This is a genomic window from Qipengyuania algicida (assembly GCF_009828025.1).
Taxonomy (GTDB): domain Bacteria; phylum Pseudomonadota; class Alphaproteobacteria; order Sphingomonadales; family Sphingomonadaceae; genus Qipengyuania; species Qipengyuania algicida.
Window position 1 is genome coordinate 184,270 of the sequence record NZ_WTYA01000005.1, and the last position, 24,050, is coordinate 208,319.

The following is a 24,050-nucleotide window of genomic DNA, read 5'->3' on the forward strand; positions in this document are numbered from 1 at the left end:
CAATAGCTTGCAGCCCGCAATGGGTCGTTAGCGGAATTTCGGCTTTGCGACGGGAAAGTCCCAATCGCGGCCGTGGCGCCTCTCGCTTGAGCTGTCGCAACCCCGCCTAGTCCAGCTTCTCCAGCGGTCCCGCGGCGATCACCTCGGTGCCGATCGTATCGACCGGCGTGGCGGGTTTGACCGTCGGGTTGCTGGCATATTTCTTGCCGTCGAAGGGCACGCGCATGATCTGTTCGGGCGCGCCGCCGCCGTAGGTGGTGACGGCCAGATCGCGCATTCCGTGGCTGTTGCTGTCCAGCACGCCCACCGGGAGCTGGCTGACCGAGAGGGCGCCGATCCGCGTGAAACCGTCCGGCTCAGCTTTCAGCACGTCGAGCGTGCATCCGCCGCTGCCGCACATCATCGGGCCGCCGACATAGACCAGCACTTCCTTCGTGCTATCGCCATCCAGATCTGCCTCGCCCCAGCGGATCATCAGCGGCCCTGAATCGGCGTTCTGGGCTTTGACCCAGCTTTGGACGCGCCGAGCAATGTCGCTGTCATTCACGTCAGACGAAGCGGTAGAGCCAGAGGGGCCGGAGGGCGCGGCGCTTGCCTTATGCGTTGGCGCGACGGCTTGCTGATCGGGTCGGGCGCTGCATCCCGCCAAAGCCCCGGCAACCAGAACGATACCTATCTCCCGACCACCTGACCACATGGCTTTTCCCTCCTTTGGTGGCCCAGTTTGCGCGCGTTGCCGCGCTCACGCAAGCGAAAGGCCCCGCCAGTCGGGCGAGGCCTTTGCTGGAGTGTCCTTGCGTGTCAGCGCATGTAGAAGTTGGTGTACACCTGCAGGATGCGCCCATTGCGGGTGTTCACCAAGGCCACGTCATCGCCATATCGGACCCAGCGTTCATAGCCATAGCGTGGATACGGCAGGCGCAATTCGACCGGATTGGCGACCCAATAGCGTTGATTGTAATACGCGCCGGGAAGCGCATGACCTACCTTCAGCGGGCGATAGGCATAGCCGCGCGGCCCGGTGTAGACATGCGTGCGATACATCGCCGGATGGCTCCTTCGCCAATCGCGCCAGTCATGACGATAGGCACGTTTGTCGTTTCGAAGGTCGCGGCGGTCGTCGCGTGCCATGCGGTGATGACCTTCGGCGCGGTCGGCACGCAGATCCGCACGGTCACGCTGGACCTGGGCGTGGTCCTGACGCAGCGTTTCGCGGTTTTGCGCATTAGCGGCAACCGGAAGTGCCAATGCCGCGGTAACGAGGGCGAGGGTAAGCGTCTTCATTGTCGTCTTCCTTGAACAGCGACGCCGTGCCGGGGCAGAAATCTCCGCATCACTGGCGTCGATTGGTACTGATCAAAACAAACGTAAGAGACTGAGTGCTCCCAACATTTGCGACGAAGCGAATGAAATTCCGACAAACCGATGAACCTCGCCTGTCAGTTGAGGTTTTGTTGCCGCATTTGCTGCAAAACGGTGACTTTCCACTGTCTCGCGCATGGTGGTAACTTGTTTGCCGCCGACGAGCGCGTATCTTGGTGATGCAACCCTAACCGAAAGGAGCGCATGGCTCGCAAACCGGCAAACGTCCCCTCGTCGCGCAGCGCCAAGGGACAAGGCATCAAGGGGCGGGATAGTCAGACCACCTCGGTGCTCGCCTATCCGCAGAGGGAAGCTCACCGAGCTTCCGCTGAGGTCAGCTTCGACAATCAGAGCCTGCTTGTCCCGCTGTTCGGACAGTTCGACGCCAATCTGGTGCAGGTGGAGAACCGGCTGGGTGTGTTCATCTCCGCGCGCGGCGACCGGGTTCATATCGAAGGGCCTGAGGACAGCGTCGCCCGTGCTCGCGATGTGCTCAAGGCGATGTACGATCGGCTCGCGCTGGGTCAGGATCTGGATGCCGGTGCCATCGAATCGCTGATCGCCATGTCCAACGAGCCGACCCTTGAGGGGATCATCAGCGGGACCATCGACACCCCGCCGATCATGATCCGCACGCGCCGCAAGACCATCGTCCCGCGCAGCGCCATGCAGGCGACCTATATGCACTCGCTCTCGCGCGACGACATCATCTTCGCGCTTGGGCCAGCGGGCACTGGCAAGACCTATCTCGCCGTGGCGCAGGCAGTAGCGCAATTGATGACCGGCAGCGTCCAGCGGTTGATCCTGTCGCGCCCGGCAGTGGAAGCGGGCGAGAAACTGGGCTTCCTGCCGGGCGATATGAAGGACAAGGTCGATCCCTATCTGCGCCCGCTCTATGATGCGCTGTATGATTGTATGCCGCCCGAACAGGTTGAGCGGCGGCTCGCGTCCGGAGAGATCGAGATCGCGCCGATCGCCTTCATGCGCGGGCGCACGCTCGCAGATGCCTTCGTCATCCTCGATGAAGCGCAGAACACCACGCGAGAACAGATGAAGATGTTCCTCACCCGCTTCGGCCAGAACAGCCGGATGGTGATCTGCGGCGATCCGCGGCAGGTCGATATCCCGGGTGGTGACCGGATGAGCGGGCTCGCCGATGCGGTCGAGAAGCTGGAGGGCGTAGAAGGCTTCGGCACGATTCGCTTCACCGCCGCTGACGTTGTCCGTCACCCGATCGTGGGGCGGATTGTGGAAGCTTACGAAGGAACGGGTGAGCAGGCGTGAATCTGGACATTGAAATCGACGGCTGGCCGAAGGACTTTGACTGGGCCGATCTTGCTGAGCAGGCGATGGAGGCGGCCGAAGCGGTCGAGCCGCTGCTTGCGAACGAGCGGCTGTCGGCCAGCCTGCTGTTTACGGTGGACGAGGAAGTCCATGCGCTCAATCGCGAGTGGCGGACCAAGGACAAGCCGACCAACGTCCTGTCCTTTCCGATGCTGACCCGTGCCGAACTAGAGGCGATGGGGCAGAAAGGCGGACCCGAAATGCTCGGCGATATCGCCCTCGCGCTGGAAACCAGCGCGCGGGAGGCCGCCGAGAAGGGGCGTAAGCTGGAACAGCACGCCGCGCATCTGATCGTGCATGGCTTGCTCCATCTGGCTGGGCACGACCATGTCGACAGCGACACACAGGCGGAAAAGATGGAAGCGCTGGAGATCAAGGCGCTTGCGCAAATGGGGGTCCCGGACCCATATGGGGATCGCGACTAGAGGGAGCGCATTAGGGGGCCATGCCCGACCATACATCCGCCGCGGGAGACGCGGACAGTAGCAGCGGGCTGTGGCCCGCGATCAAGAAGTTTTTCGATGCCGAATCCGGCGAGAGATCCTTGCGCGCCCAGCTCGAGGAACAGCTCGACGAGGCCGATCACGAAGAAACGGATAGTGCAAACGAACCGGCCAAGGGCGATCTGTCCCTGGTCGAACGCCAGATGCTGCGCAATCTGCTGCATTTCTCCGAGCACGATGCCGACGATATCGCGGTTCCGCGCGGTGAGATCACTGCTGTGTCATCGACCGCAAGCTGGGACGAAGTGGTCGAGGCTTTCGCCGAGCAGGGCCATTCGAGAATGCCAGTGTACGAAGGGCAGCTCGACGACGTTATCGGGATGCTCCACATCAAGGATGTCTTTCCGATTCTGGCGCGCGGCGAGACGCCGCCGGAGGACTGGAAAGTGCTGATGCGCCAACCGCTTTATGTGCCGCAGTCGCGCGGTGCGCTCGACGTGCTGGCCGACATGCGCGCGGCGCATATCCACCTCGCGATCGTGCTCGACGAGTTCTCCGGCACCGACGGGCTCATCACGATCGAGGATCTGGTCGAGGAAATCGTCGGCGAGATCGAGGACGAGCATGACGAGACGCCGGAAAAAATGTTCGTCGAGATCGAGGATGGGATCTGGGATTGCGACGCACGCGCCGAGTTGGAGGATGTCGCCGAACATATCGACCAGCGCCTCGGCGAAGTCGAAGAGTCGGTCGATACGCTGGGCGGCTTGACCTATGTTCTCGCCGAACAGGTGCCGCCCGTCGGGGCAGTGATTGACCACCCCTCCGGCTGGCACATCGAAGTGACGGATGGTGATGAAACGCATGTGACGCGGCTGCGGCTGCACGCCCCCGATGCCGACGTTGTGCAGCAGGATGGCTGACCTCTCGACAAGTCGGGTACTTGTCGTCAAGGGGGCGCGGCTATGGTGAACCGTCGTCTTCCCCCCTTGCGCGCCCTGGAAGCTTTCGTGCGCACCGTGCGTTTGGGGTCGGCGCGCGCGGCAGCCGACGAGCTGGGTCTCAGCCCTTCGGCGCTCTCGCGCAGGATCGGCAATCTGGAAAGTTTCGTCGGCAAGCGTCTTTTCACGCGCGCGCGGCAGGCGATGCAGCTTACCGACGAAGGACAGGCGTTCTACGAGGCGGTCAATCCGCATCTGGAGGCGCTGACTCGTGCGGTCGAGAACCAGTCGGAGAACTTCTCGCTCTTGCGGCTCCATCTCGGCGTGCTGCCGCTGTTCGGCAGCCAGCGGCTGTTTCCGCGGCTGGTCGAACTGCGCCGGTCGCACCCGCTGTTGCATATCGACATTGATACAGGGCCGCATCTGGAAGATCGCGTCGGCGACACGCTGGATGCGGCGATCATCCTGTCACGTGGGCCAAGCCGCGGGCTTCATGCCGTACGGCTCGATCACAATATGGTCCACGCGATCTGCAATCGCGAGATTGAGCAAGCGGTCGGACCAGAACCCCATCGCGAATTGCTGGAGCGGCAGACGTTCCTCATCCACAACGAGCTTCCGGAAAGTTTCGATGCATGGAAGGCGGCGATCGGCATGTCCGATCTGGAGCCGAACGCGATCGACCATTTCGATTCCGGCCAATTGATGCTGGAGGCTGCTGCGCAGGGGCTGGGTGTTGCAATCATGCACGACGATCATCTTCGCCGTGCAGCCGACGATCGGCTGGCACGCCTGTATGAGATTTCGGTCGAAAGCCCCTATAGCTACTGGTTCGTCTGCAAGCCCACCGCGCTTGAAGAGCGCCCGGTGCGGATCTTTCACGATTGGCTGGTCAAAGCGGGGCTGTAGAACGCGCCGTCAGCTATCCTGCCGATGATCGACTTCGGCGGACACATCGGCCGCAGGCGGATTGTAACGCACAGGCGCAACGCTGTGGGCGAAGGAGCGCAAAGGTTTGCCACGCGCGGCAAGAAGCGCTGCTTCGATCTCTTCCCTTGCCCGCGCACCGATTGCCTTGCGACCGCGAAATTCCACCGGGCTGAAGGGTTCGAGGAAGTGAATATCGACAATGAAGGTGCCGCGACGCCCAAGAATACGGCGAGCGTTGTTGACGCCGCTTTCCTCGCCGACCCAGCCGATTTCCTCGGCGACATTTCCGTAATCGATCATCACCGGCTGGACGAGAACGCCCGGAGGCGGTGGCTCCAGCACCGACAGCATGCTGGTCTTGAACGGTAGCAACGAGTGATTATCGGTCGTCGTGCCTTCGGGAAACACTGTCACCGACCAGTTGTCGGCAAGGGCTTCGCGTAGCGCATTTATCTGTTCAGCTACGCCAAGACGGTTCTCGCGTTTGACAAAGACCGTGCGGTTGAGTGTGCACAGCCAGCCGATCACCGGAACTTCGGACAATTCCTGCTTGGCGACGAAGGCCGTTCCGCTGGCACCGGCCAGCGCAAGGATATCGATCCAGCTGATGTGATTGGCGATGAAGAACACGTCGCGACGCAGCGGTGTGCCGTGTTTGCGAACCCGCGCCCCGCAAATCCGCGCCGCCGTCCACAGGAACCACATTGGGAAGGGCGAGCCGTAACGGAAGATGCGGTAGAGATAGTGCAAAGGCACGAACACCAGCAGCGCCAGCACAAGTCCCAGCGAGCGGAGTATGAAGCGCAATTGCCCGGCAGGCGAGAGAGGCGTTCGTTCGCCGCGCATTGCCGCCGCACGGATGCGGGCGCGGCGCTCAGCCTTCGCGATCGATCCGGACGCCATAGAGCTCCATCCGGTGGTCGACCAGGCGATAACCCAGCTTCTCGGCGATTTGTTTCTGAAGGGCTTCGAGTTCCGGGTCCACGAATTCGACGACCTTGCCGCTTTCGACATCGATCAGATGGTCGTGATGTGCCTCGGGAGCGGCTTCGTACCGCGCACGACCATCACCGAAATCGTGCCGGTCGAGAATCCCTGCATCCTCGAACAGGCGCACCGTGCGATAGACCGTGGCGATCGAGATCTTCGGGTCGACGGCGGAGGCGCGGCTGTGCAGGAGTTCCACGTCCGGATGATCTTCACTGTCGGACAGAACCTTGGCGATTACCCGGCGCTGTTCGGTAATCCGCAAGCCCTTGTCGGCGCAAAGTTGTTCAAGATCGATCCGCGTCAAGACAGGCTCCCAAATGATTTGCCCCATGTCATAGTGACACGGGGCAAACTTCTCAAGCAATCGGGAGGCGCTTACGCTTCCTTTTTGCGGCGTCCTCTGCGCTGGCCGGGTTTGCGGCCGAGGCCAATCTTCTTGGCAAGATCGCGCCGGGTTTCGGCATAATCGGGCGCAACCATCGGATAATCGGGTCCGAGGTTCCATTTTTCCCGATATTCTTCCGGCGTCATGTCATGTTCCGAAGACAAGTGACGGCGCAGCATCTTCATCTTCTTGCCACAGTCGAGGCAGACGATGTGATCGCGCTTGACTGACGAGCGAACCGATACAGCAGGTTCCGGAGCGGGTTCTTCGGCCTGAGCAACTGCCCCAAGTCCGGACAAGGCGCTGTAAACATTGGTGATCAGCGCAGGAACATCGTCCACAGTAACGCTGTTATTGCTGACATGGGCAGCAACAATGTCGGAAGTAAGTGTAATCAAGACTTCTTTCATGTCGGTCTGGAGCTCGTCCATATTTAAACCTTTTTCCATTTCTATTGGCGTGACGATTGTTCGTAATGCCCGGTTTACCTCTAATGTGGCGCGTCACATGTCAACAGATTCCATAATGAAAATTTCTCCATGTAGAGAAATGAAACAAGTATAACAAAATCGTTCGGCTAGTCGTTCAGGCGCAGGGCGAAGGTGATCGCATCGATCGTTTCGCCCGACAGGGTTCGGTAATAGTCTGGCCGCTTCCCGATAGGCACGAAACCGCAGCGGGCGTATAAAGAACCCGCCTCGTTGTTTGAGCGCATCTCCAAGAATATCCTCTCGGCGCCGCGTCGGCCTGCTTGCTCCGCGAAATGAACGATCATCTTGCGGCCTATCCCGCGCCCCCTCAGTTCGGGCCGCACTGCGATGAGCAGAAGTTCTTCTTCTCCGGCGACGTGTCGGGAGAAAATAAAGCCCGAAGCGCGGCTGGCTACGGGCAGCGGGTTGCCGCGATGATCGTAAAGTACAGCGAAAGTATTGGGCAGTTCGAGTGATTCCGCAATTTGGCGTCGCGACCATGCTTCGCGCCAGTGCGGGTCGAATGCTTCGTCCATCACCGCCATCAATTCATCGAGCAGCCGGTCGTCACCCATCATGCCGGAAGCCTCGCATCGGGTCGGCGCCCATATTCAGGCACAAGCCGGTCGGTCAGCAGAACCTCAGCTATCGAGAGCGCGTGACGCGCATCCGGCAGCAGTTCGATCGCGCGACGATTGTCTCCACAAAGCGCCACACATTCTGCCGCACGGTTCCCTGCGATCAGATCGTGGAATTTGCGCGTCGCCACAGCATTGGGCGTGAGCGAGGCAACCGCATTTTCGGGCAAACCGGCGGCATCGAAATCCTGAACGAACCATTCGCCATGGCCGCCGTTCATGCACACGCTCACCGGTTCGCCCCGATCCCCGCGAGCCATGGCCGCGATCAATGCAAGTCCGGGATATCCAAGCACGTTGGATTGCCAGGCGATGGCCAGCGCGCGCGCGGCAGCCAGCCCCACGCGCACGCCGGTGAAGCTGCCCGGACCAAGCGAGACGAGAATCCTCTCCGCCTGTCCGCGCCCGTCCAATGCGGCGACCATGGGGACGAGCTTTTCGGCATGCCCACGTCCCAACACTTCGTGCTGGGCAGCGAGCAAGCGCTCATCCTCGAACAGGGCAACCGAGCAGGCTTCCGTTGAGCAATCTATCGCCAGTGTGCGCACGAATTAGCGATGCCCGACGCTGTCCAATGGTTCAAGTCTTGCCGATCTTGGATCAGGCGATGCGGGAAAAACGGTCAAAATCCGGGCGCGGGCTGCGATCGAAGATGCTTTCGGGATCGCCATAGCCGATCGAGCAGATGAAGTTCACCTTGTGTCGGGGATTGTCGGCGAAGAACGCCTTTTCGACAGACCCGGCGTCGAAGCCCGACATCGGCCCGGTGTCGAGGCCCAGCGCGCGGGCAGCAAGGATGAGATAGGCGCCCTGGAGGGATGAATTGCGAAAGCCATGCTCATGGCGCAGTTCTTCATTGCCCTCGAACCAGCTCTTCGCGTCCGTATGCGGGAACAGCCAGGGCAGTTCCTCGTGAAAGTCGACGTCATATGCGATCAGTGCGGTCACGGGCGCGTTCAAAACCTTGTCGTGATTGCCCTCCGACACGCATTCGGCCAGCTTGGCCTTGGCTTCGTCCGATTTGACCCACACGATGCGCACAGGCTGCTGGTTGGCCGATGTCGGCCCCATTTTCATCAGATCCCAGATGGCATGCAACTGTTCGTCGCTGACATCTTTCTTGAGCCAGCCATTATAGGTCCGTGCCTCGCGAAAAAGCTGGTCGAGCGACTGGGAATCGAGCGCGTGGTCGTGGAACTGCTTGGTCATGGAAACTCCGTGTGTGGGGGGCAAATGGGTAAGGTCTCGGCGCGCAAATCTGCGTCGCGGTCAGCTCGCGCGGACTTCGCTCACCTCGGGGACGTAGTGGCGCAGCAGGCCTTCGATCCCATGCTTGAGTGTGGCGGTTGATGAGGGGCAACCCGAGCAGGCGCCCTGCATGGCAAGATGGACGATGCCGTCGCGATATCCGCGATAGCGAATGTCACCACCATCGCCGGCCACGGCAGGCCGGATGCGCGTTTCGATAAGATCCTGGATCTGCGCGACGATATCCGCGTCGGCGGGATCTTCCTCGACGACCAGCCCCTCGTTATCCTCAGCGGGAACGGCAATTCCTGACGCATTGCCGGAAGCGAACAAGGGCGCCTGACTGACGAAATGATCGAGCAGGATCGATAAAACCTGTGGTTTGAGCGCGGTCCAGGAAACCCCTGGTCCAGCGGTCACCGTAATGAAATCACTGCCGAAAAACACATTGGTCACTTCGCCTGTATCGAACAGCGCCTGAGCCAGCGGGCTTGCTTCGGCGGATTCTGGATTGGCGAACTCGCGCGTTCCATTCCTGCCCATGACCTCCTGTCCGGGAAGGAACTTGAGGCTTGAGGGATTGGGCGTTGCTTCGGTTTCGATAAACATATCCGGAATGTAGGTGTGGGTCTGCCTGCTCACAAGGATAGGAATGATTTCGCATCGTTCACTCGCCCTTCAGAGCTTTTCGCTTTATACGCTGCGCCATGACGTTTCTTCCGCGCGCCCAACGGCGTCTCGCGCTTCTCCTTCCGTCTGCCGCGCTGTTGCTATCGCAACCGGGTGTCGCACAGACTGCCAAGCCGGCAGCCGTACCGGCTCCGGCGGCAACGGCTGCGCCCGACCTGCCTGCACCGAAATACATCCAGCCCGCCGGCACGACCCCTTGGATCTATCGCGGCAGCGATGTGCCGCAGGACAAGGAGTGGGTGTTCGGCGAGATGCCCAATGGCGTGCGCTATGCGGTGCGCAAGAACGGTGTGCCGCCGGGACAGGTTTCTATCCGGGTGCGGATCGACGCTGGTTCGCTGTATGAAAAGCCGAGCGAGCGAGGCTATGCTCACCTGCTTGAGCATCTGGTGTTTCGCGAAAGCAAATATCTCGGCTTCGCCCAGGCGATACCGACCTGGCAGCGGCTGGGCGCGACCTTCGGCAGCGACACCAATGCGCAGACCAGCCCCACATCGACGGTATTCCAGCTGGACCTGCCCAATATCGACGATGCCAAGCTCGATGAGAGCATGAAGCTGCTGTCGGGCATGATCGAGGGTCCGACGCTATCGGAGCGCGACGTTACCACTGAGCGCCCGATCGTGCTCGCCGAGAAGCGCGAGAACTCGGGTGCGGCGCAGCGCAGCGCCGACAAGATCCGCGAAACACTGTTCAACGGGCAACTGCTCGCAAGCCGAACACCGATCGGCACTGACGCGACGATCGACGCTGCGACATCGAAAAGCATTAAGGCATTCTACAACCGGTGGTATCGACCCGAAAATACTGTCGTCGTCGCGGTGGGCGACATGGACCCAAAGCTGCTCGCCGCCGCAATCGAGAAATATTTTGGTGAGTGGAAGGGGAAGGGCAGGCCGACACCCGCACCATCATTCGGAGAGCCGACGGCACCTGCCGGTGCCGACCCTGCGCATCCGGTGGGCAAGACCGCAGTCATCGTCGAACCCGATCTGCCGCGTACACTGACCTATGCTTGGTTGCGTCCGTGGCACAAGGTGAACGACACTATCGCCTACAACCAGGGCATCTTGCGCGATCAGCTGGCGCTGGCAATCATCAACCGGCGGCTGGAAACCCATGCTCGTGCCGGCGGCAGTTACCTTTACGCACAGGTGGGGCAGGACAAGGTCAGCCGCTCGGCCGACATTACCAGTGTCAGCCTCGCTCCGTTGACCGGCGACTGGCAGAAATCGCTCGACGATGTGCGTTCGGTGATAGCCGACGCGCGCGACAATCCGCCGAGCAAGGCGGAGATGGACCGCGAGATCGCCGAATTGCAACAGGTGTTCCAGAGCGCCGTTGCCGAACGCTCGGTTCAGGCCGGGTCGAAGCTTGCCGACGATATCGTCAACGCGGTCGATATTCGCGAATCCGTCGCTTCGCCCGAGACGGTGCTGAAAGTGTTCGACGGCATGAAGGACACGATTACACCGAAGCAGATTCTCGACAGTACGCGGCGGCTGTTCAGCGGCACGGTGATGCGCGCCGCCTATGTCACGCCCAAGCAGGGCGAGGCGACCGACGAGCAATTGCGCGATGCGCTGCTCGCCAAGGTCAAGCCCGATGCCAGCTCGCGCCTGTCGGTCAAGCCGGTCAGCTTCGCCAAGCTGCCTGCGATCGGCAAGCCCGGAACGATCGTCAAGGACGCACCGATCGGCGTGCTCGATATTGAGCAGATCAACTTCGCCAACGGGGCCAAGGTGCTGCTGTGGCCCAACGATGCGGAGCCGGGGCGGGTTTCGGTGAAGGTTCGCTTCGGCGGCGGTTACCGCTCCTTCTCGCCCAACGACACCGCATATATCGCGCTCGGCAAGATGGCACTGGTCGGCTCGGGCGAAGCCACGCTCAATCAGGATGATCTCGACCAGATTTCAACCGGTCGCAAGATGGGCTTCAATTTCGATATCGACGACGGGACATTCTCGTTCTCGGCGCAGACGCGGCAGGAGGATCTTGCCGACCAGCTCTATCTCTTCGCGGCCAAGCTGGCGCTGCCGCAGTGGGACAAGGCGCCGGTGATCCGCGCCAAGGCTGCTGCAACGCTTGCCTACGACAGCTATTCGACCAGTCCTGCGGGCGTGCTGTCGCGCGATCTCGACAGTCTCGAGCGCAATGGCGATCCTCGCTATGCCTATCCGACCAAGGCGCAGCTCGCGGCGGCCACACCCGAGGGCTTCGAGAAAGTCTGGGCGCCGCTGCTCAAGCAGGGGCCGCTCGAGGTTCTGGTGTTCGGCGATTTCAAGCGCGACGAAGCGATCGAAGCGCTTAAGAAAACCTTTGGCGCCCTGCCGCCCCGTCAGCCACTGCCCGCTGACGTTGCTGCGCGCGTTCCGGACTTCCCCGACAGCGGAAAGACGGTCGTGCTTCATCACCGCGGTGATCCCAATCAGGCGGCCGCGGTGATTGCGTGGCCGACCGGGGGGGGGGTGAGCGGCATCCGGGAATCGCGCCAGCTCGAAATCCTCACGCAGGTGTTCAACAACCGCCTGCTCGATGCGATGCGCGAAAAGGCCGGTGCCAGCTATTCGCCCGTCGTCCGTTCCGACTGGCCGACCGACATAAACGGCGGCGGAAACATCACCGCGTTGGCTCAATTGCAGCCGAAGGATGTGCCGATCTTCTTCCGTGAGGCCGACCGCATTGCACAGGATTTGACCAAGGCACCGCCCACGGCGGATGAACTGGAACGCGTTACCGAACCGCTGCGGCAGTATGTTTCACGCGCATCGACCGGCAATCTGTTTTGGCTCTACCAGTTGGAAGGTTCGACCGTCGATCCGCGCCGGATCGCTTATCTGCGCACGCTGCTGGGTGATTATTCGCAGACCACGCCGCAGATCATGGAAGCGCTGGCGCACAAGTATTTCGGCGGGAAGCAAGGCTGGCGTCTGGCAATAATTCCCGAAGGCCAGACGCTGGCGAGCGCGCCGGCGCCATCCGGCTCCGATGGCGATGCGTCGACGAAGCAACCAGCGGCCAAAGCCTCGGCCAAGCCGGTTGGACGGTAACGCCGATCGCACAAATCGGGCTTTTGCGCTGGCCAAGCAAAACATGATTGCGCCATAAGCGCATTTGCACTTGCACTCATTACGCAACCTGACTGGAAGAAAGAGGAACATGAGCAAGGCGTGGACGCCCGCGAGCTGGCAAGAATTCGAAGCACGGCACCTGCCGCATTATGAGGACGCGTCCGCGCTGGCGGAGGCGACCGATACGCTTGTGAGCTATCCGCCGCTGGTCTTCGCGGGAGAAGCGCGCGCCCTTCAGGCAGAACTTGCTGATGTCTGCAACGGTCACGGCTTCCTGTTGCAGGGCGGCGATTGCGCCGAGAGTTTTGCCGAGTTCCATCCGAACAATATTCGCGACACCTTCCGTGTGCTCTTGCAGATGGCGGTGGTGCTGACCTTCGCGAGCAAGCGGCCGGTGGTAAAGGTCGGGCGTATGGCCGGGCAATTCGCCAAGCCGCGCAGTTCGGATACGGAAACGCAGGGCGATGTTACCCTGCCGAGTTATTTCGGTGACAACGTCAACGGGATCGAGTTCGATGCTAAGACGCGCCGCAACGATCCCCAGCGCATGGTGCGCGCTTATTCGCAATCTGCCGCGACGCTCAACCTCTTGCGCGCGTTTGCCGGCGGCGGCTACGCCAATCTGCGGCAAGTGCATCAGTGGACGCTCGATTTCATGGGCCGCAGCCCTTGGGCCGACCGCTTCAGCGACGTTGCCGACCGTATCGGCGAGGCGCTCGACTTCATGGATGCTTGCGGGATCAATCCGCAAACGCTGCCGCAGCTCGAACGGACCAGCTTTTACACCAGCCATGAGGCGCTTCTGCTGCCTTACGAGCAGGCAATGACCCGCCGCGACTCGCTCACCGGCGATTGGTACGACACCAGCGCGCACATGGTCTGGATTGGCGACCGAACCCGTTTCGACGGGAGCGCGCATATCGAATTCGCGCGCGGTATCGGCAATCCGCTGGGCATGAAGTGCGGGCCGAGCCTCTCGCCGGACGCCTTGTTGCGACTGCTCGATACGCTCAATCCCGCTCGCATACCGGGGCGGATCACGCTGATTGCACGCTTCGGGCACGACAAGGTCGAGGAAGGGCTGCCGCCGCTACTGCGTGCGGTACGTCAGGAAGGCCATCCGGTCGTGTGGAGCTGCGACCCGATGCACGGGAACGTCGTCAAGTCTGCCAGCGGCTACAAGACGCGTCCGTTCGATCGCATCCTGCGCGAGGTTAAGAGCTTTTTCGCCGCGCATCGCGCCGAAGGAACCCACCCGGGCGGTGTCCACGTCGAAATGACCGGACAGGACGTGACCGAATGCGTCGGCGGGGCTGTTGCAATTACCGACGAAGCGCTGGGCGATCGTTACCACACCCATTGCGATCCGCGGCTCAATGCCGCGCAATCGCTGGAACTGGCGTTTCTGGTGGCCGAAATGCTCAATCGCGAAATGGTCGGAAAATCGCGCGATGCGGCGTGACCTTATGGAATTGTGAAATTTTTTGGGATCCGCGTTAACTGAAAATACCTAGTTTGGTCGGATAAAGGCCTGAACCTTCGCTCGTGTAGCGAAGCTCCGTGAAGAAGTAGGATTTGGCGCGTTCAATGCGGTTCGACAGAATGATTGCTCGACCGGTGCTGGTGCTGGCGGCGATTGCCGCCATGCTGGTTCTGGCGTCGTTCGGGCACGTCTGGCTGGCTTTGTGCGGCGCCTGTTACGCCATGCTGCTGGCGCTTATAGCAGCGGATCGCCGCAAGATTGCGCGTCTGGCGCGGCAGAACGAGAAATTGGCGCAATCTGTTAACCTGCTCGAATTGTCCGAGCGGCTCGCTGGCGTGGGGCGCTGGCGCTATGACGCGCGAAACGGCCGCCACCACTGGTCGCCCGATATGTGCGCAATCCTCGGGCTCGAAGCGATCGCTCGCCCCAAGGCAGATTTCGTCGCGAAGATCATGGGTGACGGCCTGGACGCGCTGTCGACCACCTTCGCGCGGCATCAGTGCGATGAAGAACCATTCCTGGTCGAATTCGAAATTGCCCGGCCCGATGGCGATTATCGTCTTCTGCGCGCCCGTGCGCGTAACCAGTTCGACGATTCGGGTGCGGTGGCGCAAGTGTTGATGGCGGTTCGCGATGTCACCGAGGATTACGAGCAGGCACGCCGCCTGAAGGACGAGCAGCAACGCGCGCTGGAAAGCGCCAAGCGGGCCGAGCAGCTTGCAAACACCGATCCTCTGACGGGTCTCTCCAACCGCCGGTTTGCCATGAGCCAGATCGATCGGTCGATCGTGGTCGCCCGACAGCAGGATAGCGACCTGTCGCTGATCGTGTTCGATCTCGACCATTTCAAGCAGATCAACGACACCTACGGCCACGTCGCGGGCGATGCTGTGTTGGTCCGGGTGGCGAAACTGGCTCGCTTGCTGTTCCCGGAAACCGATGTGGTCGCGCGCTTCGGAGGCGAGGAATTCGTCTGCATGCTGACCGGGGCGGATGCCACCGTGGCGCAGGAATTCGCCGAGCGCCTGCGTTGGTCGATCGAATCGGGCAGTGCAACCGACGGTGTACCCGGCTGCACCGCAAGTATCGGCCATGCGACGCTGGGGCAGGGTGAAAGCAGCCTGATGCTGTTCGCGCGGGCTGACGCTGCGCTGTACGAGGCGAAGGAAGCCGGACGCAATCAGGTGCGCATGGCGCGCGACAACCCATCGGACACCAACGTCGACGGCGCTGCACTCTCGCCGCGATCCGCTACTGGACTTTAATTTCGATAGTCTTTCAATCGTAAGCCATTGCCCCCATGATAGGATACGGTTGCCGCATTCTGGCAGCCGCTGACCGTAGGGGGGCTCGATGGCCCGAACCCAGCCCGCAACCCGTCCTTTCCCCGCGGCGGGTGATGACAACCGCGTGGATCGATTCCAGAAAACCCGCGCCGTGACGGAGGCGCTGGCGGCGCCATTGTCAGATGCGGATGCAACCGTCCAGTCGATGGAGGATGCCTCGCCTGCCAAGTGGCACCTGGCGCACACGACATGGTTCTGGGAAACCTTCCTGCTGCGCGAGTATGCGCAAGATTATGCCCTTTTCGACGAGCGTTGGCCGTTCCTGCACAACAGCTATTACGAGGCGGAAGGCGATCGGATCGCACGGATGCGGCGTGGGATGCTGTCTCGCCCAACTCTCGACGAAGTGCTTGCCTATCGCGCGCATGTGACCGCTGCGATGGAGCATTTGCTCGACCGGGCCGACCTCGCCGCGCTGATCGATCTGGGCATTGCGCATGAGCAGCAGCATCAGGAACTGCTGCTGACTGACATCAAGCACGCGCTGTTTCATAATCCGCTTGGGCCTTCGATGTGGGATTCGAAAGGTCTGCCGGAGTCCGGCATTCGGGAAAGTGGCTGGTTCAGCCATCCGGGTGGAGTGGCCAGGATCGGCCATCAGGATGACGGCTTCGCCTTCGATAACGAAGGGCCGGTCCATCGCGTGCTGCTGGAACCGTTTGCGCTTTCCAGACGTCTGGTCACCAATGCACAATGGGACGAATTCATCGCCGACGGAGGTTATCGCACTGCTTCCCTGTGGTTGTCCGACGGTTGGGCCTGGGTGCAGGGTGAGGACATTTCCGCGCCGGTCTATTGGCGTGATGACGAACATTTCACCCATTGTGGCTGGCAGCCAAGAACGGACGATGCCCCGGTCACCCATATCTCATACTATGAGGCCGACGCCTTCGCCAGTTGGGCAGGAGCGCGGCTGCCGACCGAGTTCGAATGGGAAGCCATCGCGCGCGGGCAAGAGGGCGAGCAGGCTGCGCATGATCCGGCTGGCGGCAACCAGATGGACGATGCCAGACCCCCGACCCCGACCGGGAGCGAGGGATTGTTCGGAGATTGCTGGCAATTCACCCGGTCGGCCTATTTGCCTTACCCGCGATTCGTGCCTGCCGCAGGCGCGGTGGGCGAATACAATGGCAAGTTCATGAGTGGTCAGGTGGTGCTGAAAGGTGCCAGTTGCGCCACGGCGCGCGGTCACTCGCGGGCCTCCTATCGCAACTTTTTCTACCCACACCAGCGTTGGCAGTTCACCGGGCTGCGGCTTGCAAAGGACTTGTAATGGCGGCGAGAGAGGGAATCGCGCTGGTCGATCTGGATGACGACGGCGTCAATCGGGCGTTTCGATCCGATGTCCTGCAGGGCCTGGCGCAGGACCAGAAGGCCATCCCGGCGCGATGGCTCTACGACGATGCCGGATCGCAATTGTTCGAAGACATCACGCAGGTCGAGGAATATTACCCGACCCGCGCGGAAACAGAGATATTGACTGCTCGCGGTGGAGAATTTGCCGCTGCGATCGGGCCGGGCAGGGCAGTGGTCGAATTCGGCTCGGGCAGTTCGGTCAAGACACCGCTGCTGCTCGGAGCGGTCGAGCCCGCGGCATATGTTCCACTCGATATTGCCGGCGATTTCCTGCGCGAAGCGGCGCGGGCACTGGGCGGGCAGTTTCCCAATCTGCCGATTTATCCGGTCGAAGCCGATTTCATGCGTGAAACCTCGCTACCCGAGGAGGTGGCATCGCTCCCAAAGCTGGGGTTCTTCCCCGGTTCGACCATTGGTAACATGGTCCCACGCACCGCGATCGACCTTCTTCGCTCGATGCGGCTGACGTTGCAGGCCGATCATGGCGTGCAACCGATGTTGCTGATCGGAATGGATCTGGTGAAGGATGTCGCGGTCCTGGAAGCCGCTTACGACGATGCGGCTGGGGTGACGGCGGAATTCAACTACAACCTCATCCGACGCATCAACCGAGAGCTTGAGGCGACGATTCCACTCGATGCATTGCGTCACCTGGCGCGCTGGAACAATGACTACGCGCGTGTCGAAATGCATCTTGAGGCGCAGGAACCGATCACTTTCGAGGTCGCGGGTAAGCGTTTCGAGATGGCGAAGGGTGACACGATCCACACTGAAAACAGCCATAAATTCACCGAGCGCAGCGGTAATTTGCTATTGCAGGCCAGTGGCTGGTCCCCGATCCGCCGCTGGCTCGACGAAGCCGGACAATTTTCGCTGATCCTTGCCGAGGCAAGCGAGCCGCGCGCCGCGCCTTGAAGGACATGTTCATGGCGTTGACACGGATTTGCCGCTAACCTTCGCGTCATGGACTTGTCGAGCGCCTTCAATGCCATCGCCAACGTGATCCGCTCGATCCCTCGCTCGGACTTGCTGATTGCAGCCGTGGCGGCGATGTTCGGAGGCTGGATCGGCAGCGCACTACTGCGACGGCGCATACGTGGCGGTCGCATCTTGAGCACGGTGTCTTCGCTGGCGCTTGGCGCAATTCTGGTGACGGTGGTCCTGCAACTTTCGCGTCTCGATCCGCAACTCGACATCGCCCTGCCCGAGTTGGGAATGCCCGAGCAGATCGTTGCGGGCGGCGAGACGCGCATCCCGCTCGCGCCCGACGGGCACTACTGGGTCCGCGCGAAGCTCAACGGCGTCGCGGCGGAATTCCTGATCGATACCGGAGCGACCGTGACCGCGATCTCTCCCGGCCTTGCCGAGCGTGCCGGGATATCGCCGCGTCGTGGAGGGATTCCGATTCAGATCAACACCGCCAACGGGTCCGTGGCAGCGCAGATTGCCTCGGCCAAAAGCATCGACTTCGGCAATGTCGCCGCGCGCGGCATCGATGTGGTCATCGCGCCGGGGCTGGGGCATACCAATGTGATCGGGATGAACCTGCTCTCCCGCCTCGACGGATGGCGGGTCGAGAAGGGGACGTTGATCATGGTCCCATCGAAGCAGGAAACGTCCGACGCGACCTAGAAGCGGTTGCCCGCAGGCGGGCGGCTTGCCACGGTCCCGGCTATGATTCGCACCTCCTCCGCTGATACGCCCTTCGTCCCGACCGAGGGCATCCACAATTTCCGCGATTTCGGCGGCTGGCCAGGCGCCGGTGGCGGCTTCGTGCGGCGCGGAGTGCTCTATCGCTCCGGCCAGCATGTCGGCGCGACCGACGCCGATCTGGCGGCGATTGCGGAACTCGACATTCGCACCGTGATCGATTTGCGCGGCAAGTCCGAGCGCGAACGCAATCCGTGCCGCCGCGTCGAAGGCTTCGCGGGTGAGGTGCTGTTCTTCGATGGCGAGACCAGCAGCAGCCCCCCGCACATGGATATCGGCCCAGACACCACCACCGCGCAATTCGCGCGCGAGCGGATGCTGGCGGTTTATACGAGAATGCCGTGCAATCCGGCGATGAGCGACATGTTCTCGCGCTATCTGCGCGTTCTTGCCGACCGCGACGGCGCGAGTCTCGTCCATTGCTTTGCAGGCAAGGACCGCACGGGCGTCGCCGCAACGCTGGTGCTGCATATTCTCGGTGTGTCCGAGGAGGACCAGCTCGCCGAGTTCCTGCGCACCAATGACGCGCCGACCCTCGATGTGCTGCGCCAACAATCGGTGCCGGGTATCGAGGCGCGGCTGGGGCGCAAGCTGGAGGAGGCGGGCATTCGCGCGCTGCTGGAAGTCGATGGCGATTACCTTGCCACCTTCCGCGAGACTGTCGCCAAGGATCACGGATCGCTCGACGGTTATCTCGACCGCGAAATCGGTGTCGACGAAGCCTTGCGTGAAGCATTGCACACCCGCTTGCTCGACTGAGAGAGATCGCGGGGACACGCTCGCATGTTGATAGCGCCGCGCCGCTTCTGGCAATCGCGTATCGGTGACCCTATTTCCGCTCCCGAACTGGAGGAATACATGACCACCCATCGCAGCAAGATGCTCATCATCGGTTCCGGCCCTGCGGGCTATTCCGCCGCGATCTACGGCGCGCGCGCGATGATGGAGCCGATCATGGTGCAGGGGCTGCAGCCCGGCGGGCAGCTGACCATCACAACCGATGTCGAGAATTATCCCGGCTTTCGCGATGTGATCCAGGGCCCCTGGCTGATGGAAGAGATGAAGACGCAGGCCGAGCATGTCGGCACGCGGGTCATGTGGGACACGATCGTCGAGGTCGATCTGGAAGGCGGGAGTCCGTTCCGGGCGGTCGGCGACAGCGGCGATGAATATATTGGCGACGTGCTGGTGATCGCGACCGGCGCACAGGCGCGTTGGCTCGGCGCTCCCGGTGAGCAGGAGCTGGGCGGCAAGGGCGTTTCGGCTTGCGCGACGTGTGACGGGTTCTTTTATCGCGGCAAGAAGGTCGCAGTGATCGGCGGCGGCAACACGGCGGTGGAGGAGGCGCTGTACCTCACCAACCATTCCGACGACGTGACGCTGATCCACCGCCGCGACGAGCTGCGGGCGGAGAAGATCCTGCAAGAGCGGCTGATGAAACATCCCAAGATCACGGTCCTGTGGAACAAGGTGGTCGAGAGTTTCGAGGGCGATCCGCTGGCAGGCGGGCTGACCCATCTGGCCCTGCGCGACACGGTGACCGGCGAAGACAGCGATTTCCATTGCGACGGCGCGTTTGTCGCCATCGGCCATGCCCCTGCGACCGAGCTGTTCAAGGGCAAGCTGGAACTCGATGACGGCGGTTATCTTGTCGTCGAACCCGGCACCCCCAAGACCGCGATCCCCGGCGTGTTCGCCGCGGGCGACGTGATGGATCACACCTACCGCCAGGCGGTGACGGCTGCGGGCACCGGCTGCATGGCCGCGCTCGATGCAGAGCGCTTCCTTGCAGGTCTCGAAGTCGATCTGCACGGCCACGCTGAAGCGGCGGAGTAAGTCCCCGCCGCTTCAGCGCGAAATCAGTGCCAGCCGAACACCGCCATTGCCGCGTTCACGATCAGCGCGGCGAGAATCAAGCTCGATAGCGCGAACAGCACAAAGCGCACCATCACCACATTCCTGGTCGACTGCACCAGCGAATGCGCCACGCGCAGCCCGACATAAATCCACGCCAGCAGCACGTTGAGATTATCACCCTGGCCGACTATCGCCAGCACCACGCCAACCGCATAAAACAGCGTCGGCGCCTCGTGCAGATGGTTGTAATTGTCGGCCTTCCAGTTGACCGAATCCGGCAGCTTGCCGCGCAGACCGGCGCCGGTTTCTCCGACCATGTTCTTGCCGTCGATCCCCGCCTTGGACATCGCGGGAATGCGGGTGGCGTACATCCACAGCCACATGATCATGGTCCAGCCCATCAGTGCGACGAGCGGTTGCAGGATTTCTGCGTGGATCATCAGGCCATCCCTCCAGTGCGGAACAGCGTCAGCTGGAGCACACGGAAGGCGAGGTAGATCAACGCTATGCTCGATGCGAGGAACAGCATGAAACGGATCGCCACCACATTCACAGTCGATTGCCACAGCGAATGGGCGATCCTCAAGGCGACATAGATCCACGCCGCGAGCACGTCACCCGCCGCAGCGCCCAACAGCGCGATAATGATACTGGCGGCATAGAACAGCGTGGGCTGTTCCATCAGATGTGCGTAATTGTGGGCTTTCCAGTTGATCTTGTCGTCGATCACGCCCTCGAGGTCCTGCCCGCGCCCGCCGGGTTTCGCATTCCCGAGGCCGCCCAGCTTCTTGAGCGCCGGCAACCGTGTGCCCGACATCCACAGCAACATGATGAGTGACCAAGCGATCAGCACCCCCGCGGGTGCCAGCATCTGAGCCTGCATGAAACCTCTCCTCCCTGTTTTCTGCTCGCGAGCCTAGGACTGGATTATCAATTGTCAAACGCAACGGTTTTACCGCCGATGACGCGGGCAAAATCGCCCGGATCGGTGTTGCCGCCGGTGAGCATGATGACGCTGTGTTCGTCGAGCTGCGCCTTACCCGCCAGCGCCGCAGCAAGCGCAGCCGCGCCGCCTGGTTCGAGCACCAGCTGGAGATTGGCAAAGGCGAATCGTTGCGCCGCGCGGACCTCTTCATCGGTAACGCTAAGACACGGCCCCGCGCGATTCCGCAGGACGGATAGGTTGATTTCCTTGGTCGCATCGGGGCGCAGCGCATCGCACACGGTCGACGGCGGATTGGGGCCGACGTGGACCACCTCGCCCGCAGCAACGGCTTGTCCGACCATGTCCCAGCCTTGCGGTTCGACCGGCAGGATGGCCGCGTCCGGGCAGGCCAGGGCGAGGCCCGCCGCCAGTCCTCCACCGCCGCAGCAGGCGAGGATGCGGCTCGGCTGGCGTCCGAGTTGCTGCGTGATCTCGATCCCCGCGCTTCCCTGTCCCTCGATCACCCATGGGTCGCCGAAAGCGTGGACCAGAACGGCGCCCCGCTGCTCGACCTCGCGCGCGGCAACCTCGTCGCGATCCTCACCGGGCCGGTTATAGAGCACGATTTCCGCACCCAGCGCCCGCGTCGCCGCCAGCTTCACGCGCGGCGCGTCACGCGGCATGACGATGACCGCCTTGATCCCGAGCTTTTTCGCTGCCCATGCGACGCCCTGCGCATGATTTCCGCTCGACACGGCGACCACACCACGCGCGCGCTCTTCCTCGGTGAGATTGCTCAGACGCCACCAGCCACCGCGGATCTTGAACGCGCCGATGGGCTGGAGGCTTTCGGCCTTCACCCAGCATCGCACACCGGCGATTTCGACCGGCAAGAGCGGGGTCGGCGGCAGGATCGCGGCGATTGAGCGGGCGGCTGCATGGACGCCTTCGGTGCTGGGCAAGGGGTGTTGGATCAAAATTGGAAACTCCCTCGTTTGCTCCAACGATATGGAACACATGGCACACGGTCCTGAAGCAAAAAAGTCCGGATCGCTTGAATCGGCCAAACTTCAGGGTCGAGAAGAGGTCTGGGGGCTGATTTGTCCATTGCCGCCCTATGCCTCCAAACGCCCTGGTAGGAAACGGATCGCACGGGATCATATTGCAGCGCCAGCGCATTCGCCTATGTGAGTGTCAGCGAAGGCGGGGCCTCAACCAGCAGGCGTTCGCCACAGGAACATAAGACCTCTGCCCATGCGGAGGCGCAGCAGATTTAGGGATTTTATTATGTCGACAGTCCTGGTCATCGGTGCAGGCGGCGTCAGCTCCGTATGCGTTCACAAGATGGCGATGAACGCCGATATCTTTGACGATATCCACCTCGCCAGCCGCACCAAGAGCAAATGCGATGCGATTGCCGCCAGTGTGAAGGACCGCACCGGGCAAACGGTATCGACCTATGAGATCGACGCCGAGGAAGTGCCTGCGATGGTCAATCTGATCCGCAAGATCCAGCCAAGCTTGGTCGTCAATCTGGCGCTGCCGTATCAGGATCTGCCGATCATGGATGCCTGCCTGGAAGCAGGCGTCGACTACCTCGATACGGCCAATTACGAGCCCAAGGACGAGGCCAAGTTCGAATACAAGTGGCAGTGGGGCTATCATGACCGGTTCAAGGAAGCCGGGATCATGGCGCTGTTGGGCTCGGGCTTCGATCCGGGTGTGACCAGCGTGTTCACCATGTGGCTCAAGACGCACAAGCTGAAAACTATTCGCCAGCTCGACATTCTCGATTGCAACGGCGGCGATCATGGGCAGGCGTTTGCCACCAATTTCAACCCGGAAATCAACATTCGCGAAGTGACCGCGCCCGCGCGGCACTGGGAGAACGGCGAGTTCGTCGAAACGCCGGCGATGGGCAAGAAGGTCGAATTCGACTTCGAGGCGGTCGGCCGCAAGAACATGTATATGATGTACCACGAGGAGCTGGAAAGCCTCGCCAAGTTCAATCCCGAAATGGAGCGTGCGCGTTTCTGGATGACCTTCGGCGATGAATACATCAAGCACCTGACCGTGCTGCAGAATGTCGGCATGACGCGGATCGACCCGATCAAGTATCAGGGGCGCGAGATCATCCCGCTGCAATTCCTCGCCGCCGTGCTGCCCCAGCCCGAAACCCTGGGCGAGACGACCCACGGCAACACCAATATCGGCGTGATCGCGACTGGCGAAGCGCTCGACGGATCGGGCGAGAAAACCTTCTACATCAACAATATCTGCAGCCACGAGGCGGCTTACGAGGAAACCGGCAATCAGGCCGTGTCGTACACCACCGGCGTGCCCGCGATGATCGGCTCGGCCATGATGGTCACCGGCAAATGGTCGGGCGACGGCGTATTCAACATGGAAGAAATGGACCCCGATCCGTTCATGGACATGCTCAACCAGCACGGCCTGCCGTGGCAGGTGAAGGAACTGGACGGACCGGTCGCGTTCTGACCCGATGGGCGGCGCCGTCGCCTTCGTCGTGCCGGTGATCCTGCTGGCGCTGTCGAATCTGGTGATGAACGTCGCCTGGTACGCCAATCTGAAATTTCCCGGCAAGGCGCTGTGGCTGGTGATCCTCGCGAGCTGGGGGCTGGCGATCTTCGAATATGTGCTGGCTGTCCCGGCCAACCGAATCGGGTCGCAGGCCTATTCGCTCGCCCAGCTCAAGACGATCACGACAGTTTTTTCGCTGGCGACTTTCGTCGTGGTGGCGTGGGTAATGTTCGGGCAGAAACCCAATGCGAACCAGCTGATCGGCTTTGCGCTGATCTCCTTTGGCGCATTCTTCATCTTTCGCGGGCAAGTGGGGTGAC

Annotated in this window: 26 protein-coding genes; 14 read left to right on the plus strand and 12 right to left on the minus strand. The window is 61.7% G+C overall.

Annotation, left to right across the window (positions count from 1 at the left end; all coding sequences use genetic code 11):
- Positions 1-106: 106 nt before the first annotated feature.
- The gene (locus tag GRI58_RS08180; protein WP_160753076.1) at positions 107-697 is read right to left on the minus strand and encodes a hypothetical protein; all 591 of its coding nucleotides are present in this window, start codon (positions 695-697) and stop codon (positions 107-109) included.
- A gap of 104 nt (positions 698-801) precedes the next feature.
- Positions 802-1,284, minus strand: a complete 483-nt coding sequence (locus tag GRI58_RS08185) for an RcnB family protein (RefSeq protein ID WP_160753077.1) — start codon at positions 1,282-1,284, stop codon at positions 802-804.
- Between the two features lie 282 nt (positions 1,285-1,566).
- Here GRI58_RS08185 and GRI58_RS08190 point away from each other — a divergent pair, with 282 nt between their 5' ends.
- From GRI58_RS08190 to GRI58_RS08205, 4 genes are read left to right on the plus strand one after another with little or no spacing between them, the layout of a single operon-like run.
- Complete coding sequence (locus GRI58_RS08190) at positions 1,567-2,646, plus strand: PhoH family protein (protein ID WP_237452186.1); 1,080 nt, start codon at positions 1,567-1,569, stop codon at positions 2,644-2,646.
- Positions 2,643-3,131, plus strand: a complete 489-nt coding sequence (ybeY, locus tag GRI58_RS08195) for an rRNA maturation RNase YbeY (protein WP_160753078.1) — start codon at positions 2,643-2,645, stop codon at positions 3,129-3,131. The genes GRI58_RS08190 and ybeY overlap by 4 nt, the downstream gene beginning before the upstream one ends.
- Positions 3,132-3,151: 20 nt before the next feature.
- Positions 3,152-4,072 (plus strand): hemolysin family protein, encoded by a 921-nt coding sequence (locus tag GRI58_RS08200; RefSeq protein WP_160753079.1) that lies wholly within the window; start codon positions 3,152-3,154, stop codon positions 4,070-4,072.
- Positions 4,073-4,114: 42 nt separating this feature from the next.
- Positions 4,115-4,999, plus strand: a complete 885-nt coding sequence (locus GRI58_RS08205) for a LysR substrate-binding domain-containing protein (RefSeq protein ID WP_160753080.1) — start codon at positions 4,115-4,117, stop codon at positions 4,997-4,999.
- Positions 5,000-5,008: 9 nt separating this feature from the next.
- On the opposite strand, the gene GRI58_RS08210 is transcribed toward GRI58_RS08205, so the two are convergent.
- From GRI58_RS08210 to GRI58_RS08240, 7 genes are all read right to left on the minus strand, one after another.
- On the minus strand, positions 5,009-5,923 hold the full coding sequence (locus GRI58_RS08210; protein WP_160753081.1) for a lysophospholipid acyltransferase family protein: 915 nt from the start codon (positions 5,921-5,923) through the stop codon (positions 5,009-5,011).
- A complete protein-coding gene (locus GRI58_RS08215) occupies positions 5,895-6,341 on the minus strand; it encodes a Fur family transcriptional regulator (RefSeq protein ID WP_160753082.1) in 447 nt (148 codons plus the stop codon). Before GRI58_RS08215 ends, GRI58_RS08210 begins: the two co-directional genes overlap by 29 nt.
- Before the next feature lie 44 nt (positions 6,342-6,385).
- The gene (locus GRI58_RS08220; protein ID WP_160753083.1) at positions 6,386-6,826 is read right to left on the minus strand and encodes a Ros/MucR family transcriptional regulator; all 441 of its coding nucleotides are present in this window, start codon (positions 6,824-6,826) and stop codon (positions 6,386-6,388) included.
- A gap of 146 nt (positions 6,827-6,972) precedes the next feature.
- Entirely contained in the window at positions 6,973-7,443 is a 471-nt protein-coding gene (locus GRI58_RS08225; RefSeq protein WP_337190926.1) for a GNAT family N-acetyltransferase, read from the minus strand.
- A complete protein-coding gene (gene tsaB / locus GRI58_RS08230; protein ID WP_160753084.1) occupies positions 7,440-8,051 on the minus strand; it encodes a tRNA (adenosine(37)-N6)-threonylcarbamoyltransferase complex dimerization subunit type 1 TsaB in 612 nt (203 codons plus the stop codon). Before tsaB ends, GRI58_RS08225 begins: the two co-directional genes overlap by 4 nt.
- A 52-nt stretch (positions 8,052-8,103) precedes the next feature.
- The gene (locus GRI58_RS08235; RefSeq protein WP_160753085.1) at positions 8,104-8,712 is read right to left on the minus strand and encodes a malonic semialdehyde reductase; all 609 of its coding nucleotides are present in this window, start codon (positions 8,710-8,712) and stop codon (positions 8,104-8,106) included.
- Between the two features lie 60 nt (positions 8,713-8,772).
- A complete protein-coding gene (locus tag GRI58_RS08240) occupies positions 8,773-9,360 on the minus strand; it encodes a NifU family protein (RefSeq protein WP_160753086.1) in 588 nt (195 codons plus the stop codon).
- A 98-nt stretch (positions 9,361-9,458) separates the two neighbouring features.
- Between GRI58_RS08240 and GRI58_RS08245 the strand changes: the two genes are divergently transcribed.
- The 8 genes from GRI58_RS08245 to trxB all read left to right on the plus strand — a co-directional run bounded on the left by GRI58_RS08245 (position 9,459) and on the right by trxB (position 20,243).
- Complete coding sequence (locus GRI58_RS08245) at positions 9,459-12,491, plus strand: M16 family metallopeptidase (protein ID WP_160753087.1); 3,033 nt, start codon at positions 9,459-9,461, stop codon at positions 12,489-12,491.
- 109 nt (positions 12,492-12,600) lie between these two features.
- Complete coding sequence (locus tag GRI58_RS08250; protein ID WP_160753088.1) at positions 12,601-13,974, plus strand: class II 3-deoxy-7-phosphoheptulonate synthase; 1,374 nt, start codon at positions 12,601-12,603, stop codon at positions 13,972-13,974.
- A 125-nt stretch (positions 13,975-14,099) separates the two neighbouring features.
- Positions 14,100-15,260 carry a GGDEF domain-containing protein gene (locus GRI58_RS08255; protein WP_160753089.1) on the plus strand — a complete coding sequence of 387 codons (1,161 nt, stop codon included), beginning with the start codon at positions 14,100-14,102 and terminating at the stop codon, positions 15,258-15,260.
- Positions 15,261-15,348: 88 nt separating this feature from the next.
- The gene (gene egtB, locus GRI58_RS08260) at positions 15,349-16,614 is read left to right on the plus strand and encodes an ergothioneine biosynthesis protein EgtB (protein WP_160753090.1); all 1,266 of its coding nucleotides are present in this window, start codon (positions 15,349-15,351) and stop codon (positions 16,612-16,614) included.
- Positions 16,614-17,612, plus strand: coding sequence for an L-histidine N(alpha)-methyltransferase (egtD, locus tag GRI58_RS08265; RefSeq protein ID WP_160753091.1), 999 nt, complete (start codon positions 16,614-16,616; stop codon positions 17,610-17,612). Before egtB ends, egtD begins: the two co-directional genes overlap by 1 nt.
- 48 nt (positions 17,613-17,660) lie before the next feature.
- The gene (locus GRI58_RS08270) at positions 17,661-18,329 is read left to right on the plus strand and encodes a retropepsin-like aspartic protease family protein (protein WP_160753092.1); all 669 of its coding nucleotides are present in this window, start codon (positions 17,661-17,663) and stop codon (positions 18,327-18,329) included.
- 42 nt (positions 18,330-18,371) lie between these two features.
- Complete coding sequence (locus GRI58_RS08275) at positions 18,372-19,166, plus strand: tyrosine-protein phosphatase (protein WP_160753093.1); 795 nt, start codon at positions 18,372-18,374, stop codon at positions 19,164-19,166.
- Positions 19,167-19,265: 99 nt separating this feature from the next.
- The gene (trxB, locus tag GRI58_RS08280; RefSeq protein ID WP_160753176.1) at positions 19,266-20,243 is read left to right on the plus strand and encodes a thioredoxin-disulfide reductase; all 978 of its coding nucleotides are present in this window, start codon (positions 19,266-19,268) and stop codon (positions 20,241-20,243) included.
- A gap of 23 nt (positions 20,244-20,266) precedes the next feature.
- Here trxB and GRI58_RS08285 read toward each other — a convergent pair whose 3' ends face one another.
- From GRI58_RS08285 to GRI58_RS08295, 3 genes are read right to left on the minus strand one after another with little or no spacing between them, the layout of a single operon-like run.
- Positions 20,267-20,704, minus strand: a complete 438-nt coding sequence (locus GRI58_RS08285; RefSeq protein ID WP_160753094.1) for an MAPEG family protein — start codon at positions 20,702-20,704, stop codon at positions 20,267-20,269.
- Positions 20,704-21,147 carry an MAPEG family protein gene (locus GRI58_RS08290; protein ID WP_160753095.1) on the minus strand — a complete coding sequence of 148 codons (444 nt, stop codon included), beginning with the start codon at positions 21,145-21,147 and terminating at the stop codon, positions 20,704-20,706. Before GRI58_RS08290 ends, GRI58_RS08285 begins: the two co-directional genes overlap by 1 nt.
- Positions 21,148-21,194: 47 nt before the next feature.
- Positions 21,195-22,166 (minus strand): threonine ammonia-lyase, encoded by a 972-nt coding sequence (locus GRI58_RS08295; RefSeq protein WP_237452187.1) that lies wholly within the window; start codon positions 22,164-22,166, stop codon positions 21,195-21,197.
- A gap of 310 nt (positions 22,167-22,476) precedes the next feature.
- Here GRI58_RS08295 and GRI58_RS08300 point away from each other — a divergent pair, with 310 nt between their 5' ends.
- The gene (locus GRI58_RS08300) at positions 22,477-23,688 is read left to right on the plus strand and encodes a saccharopine dehydrogenase family protein (protein ID WP_160753097.1); all 1,212 of its coding nucleotides are present in this window, start codon (positions 22,477-22,479) and stop codon (positions 23,686-23,688) included.
- Positions 23,689-23,692: 4 nt separating this feature from the next.
- Positions 23,693-24,049 (plus strand): DMT family protein, encoded by a 357-nt coding sequence (locus GRI58_RS08305; protein WP_160753098.1) that lies wholly within the window; start codon positions 23,693-23,695, stop codon positions 24,047-24,049.
- Position 24,050 lies beyond the last annotated feature (1 nt).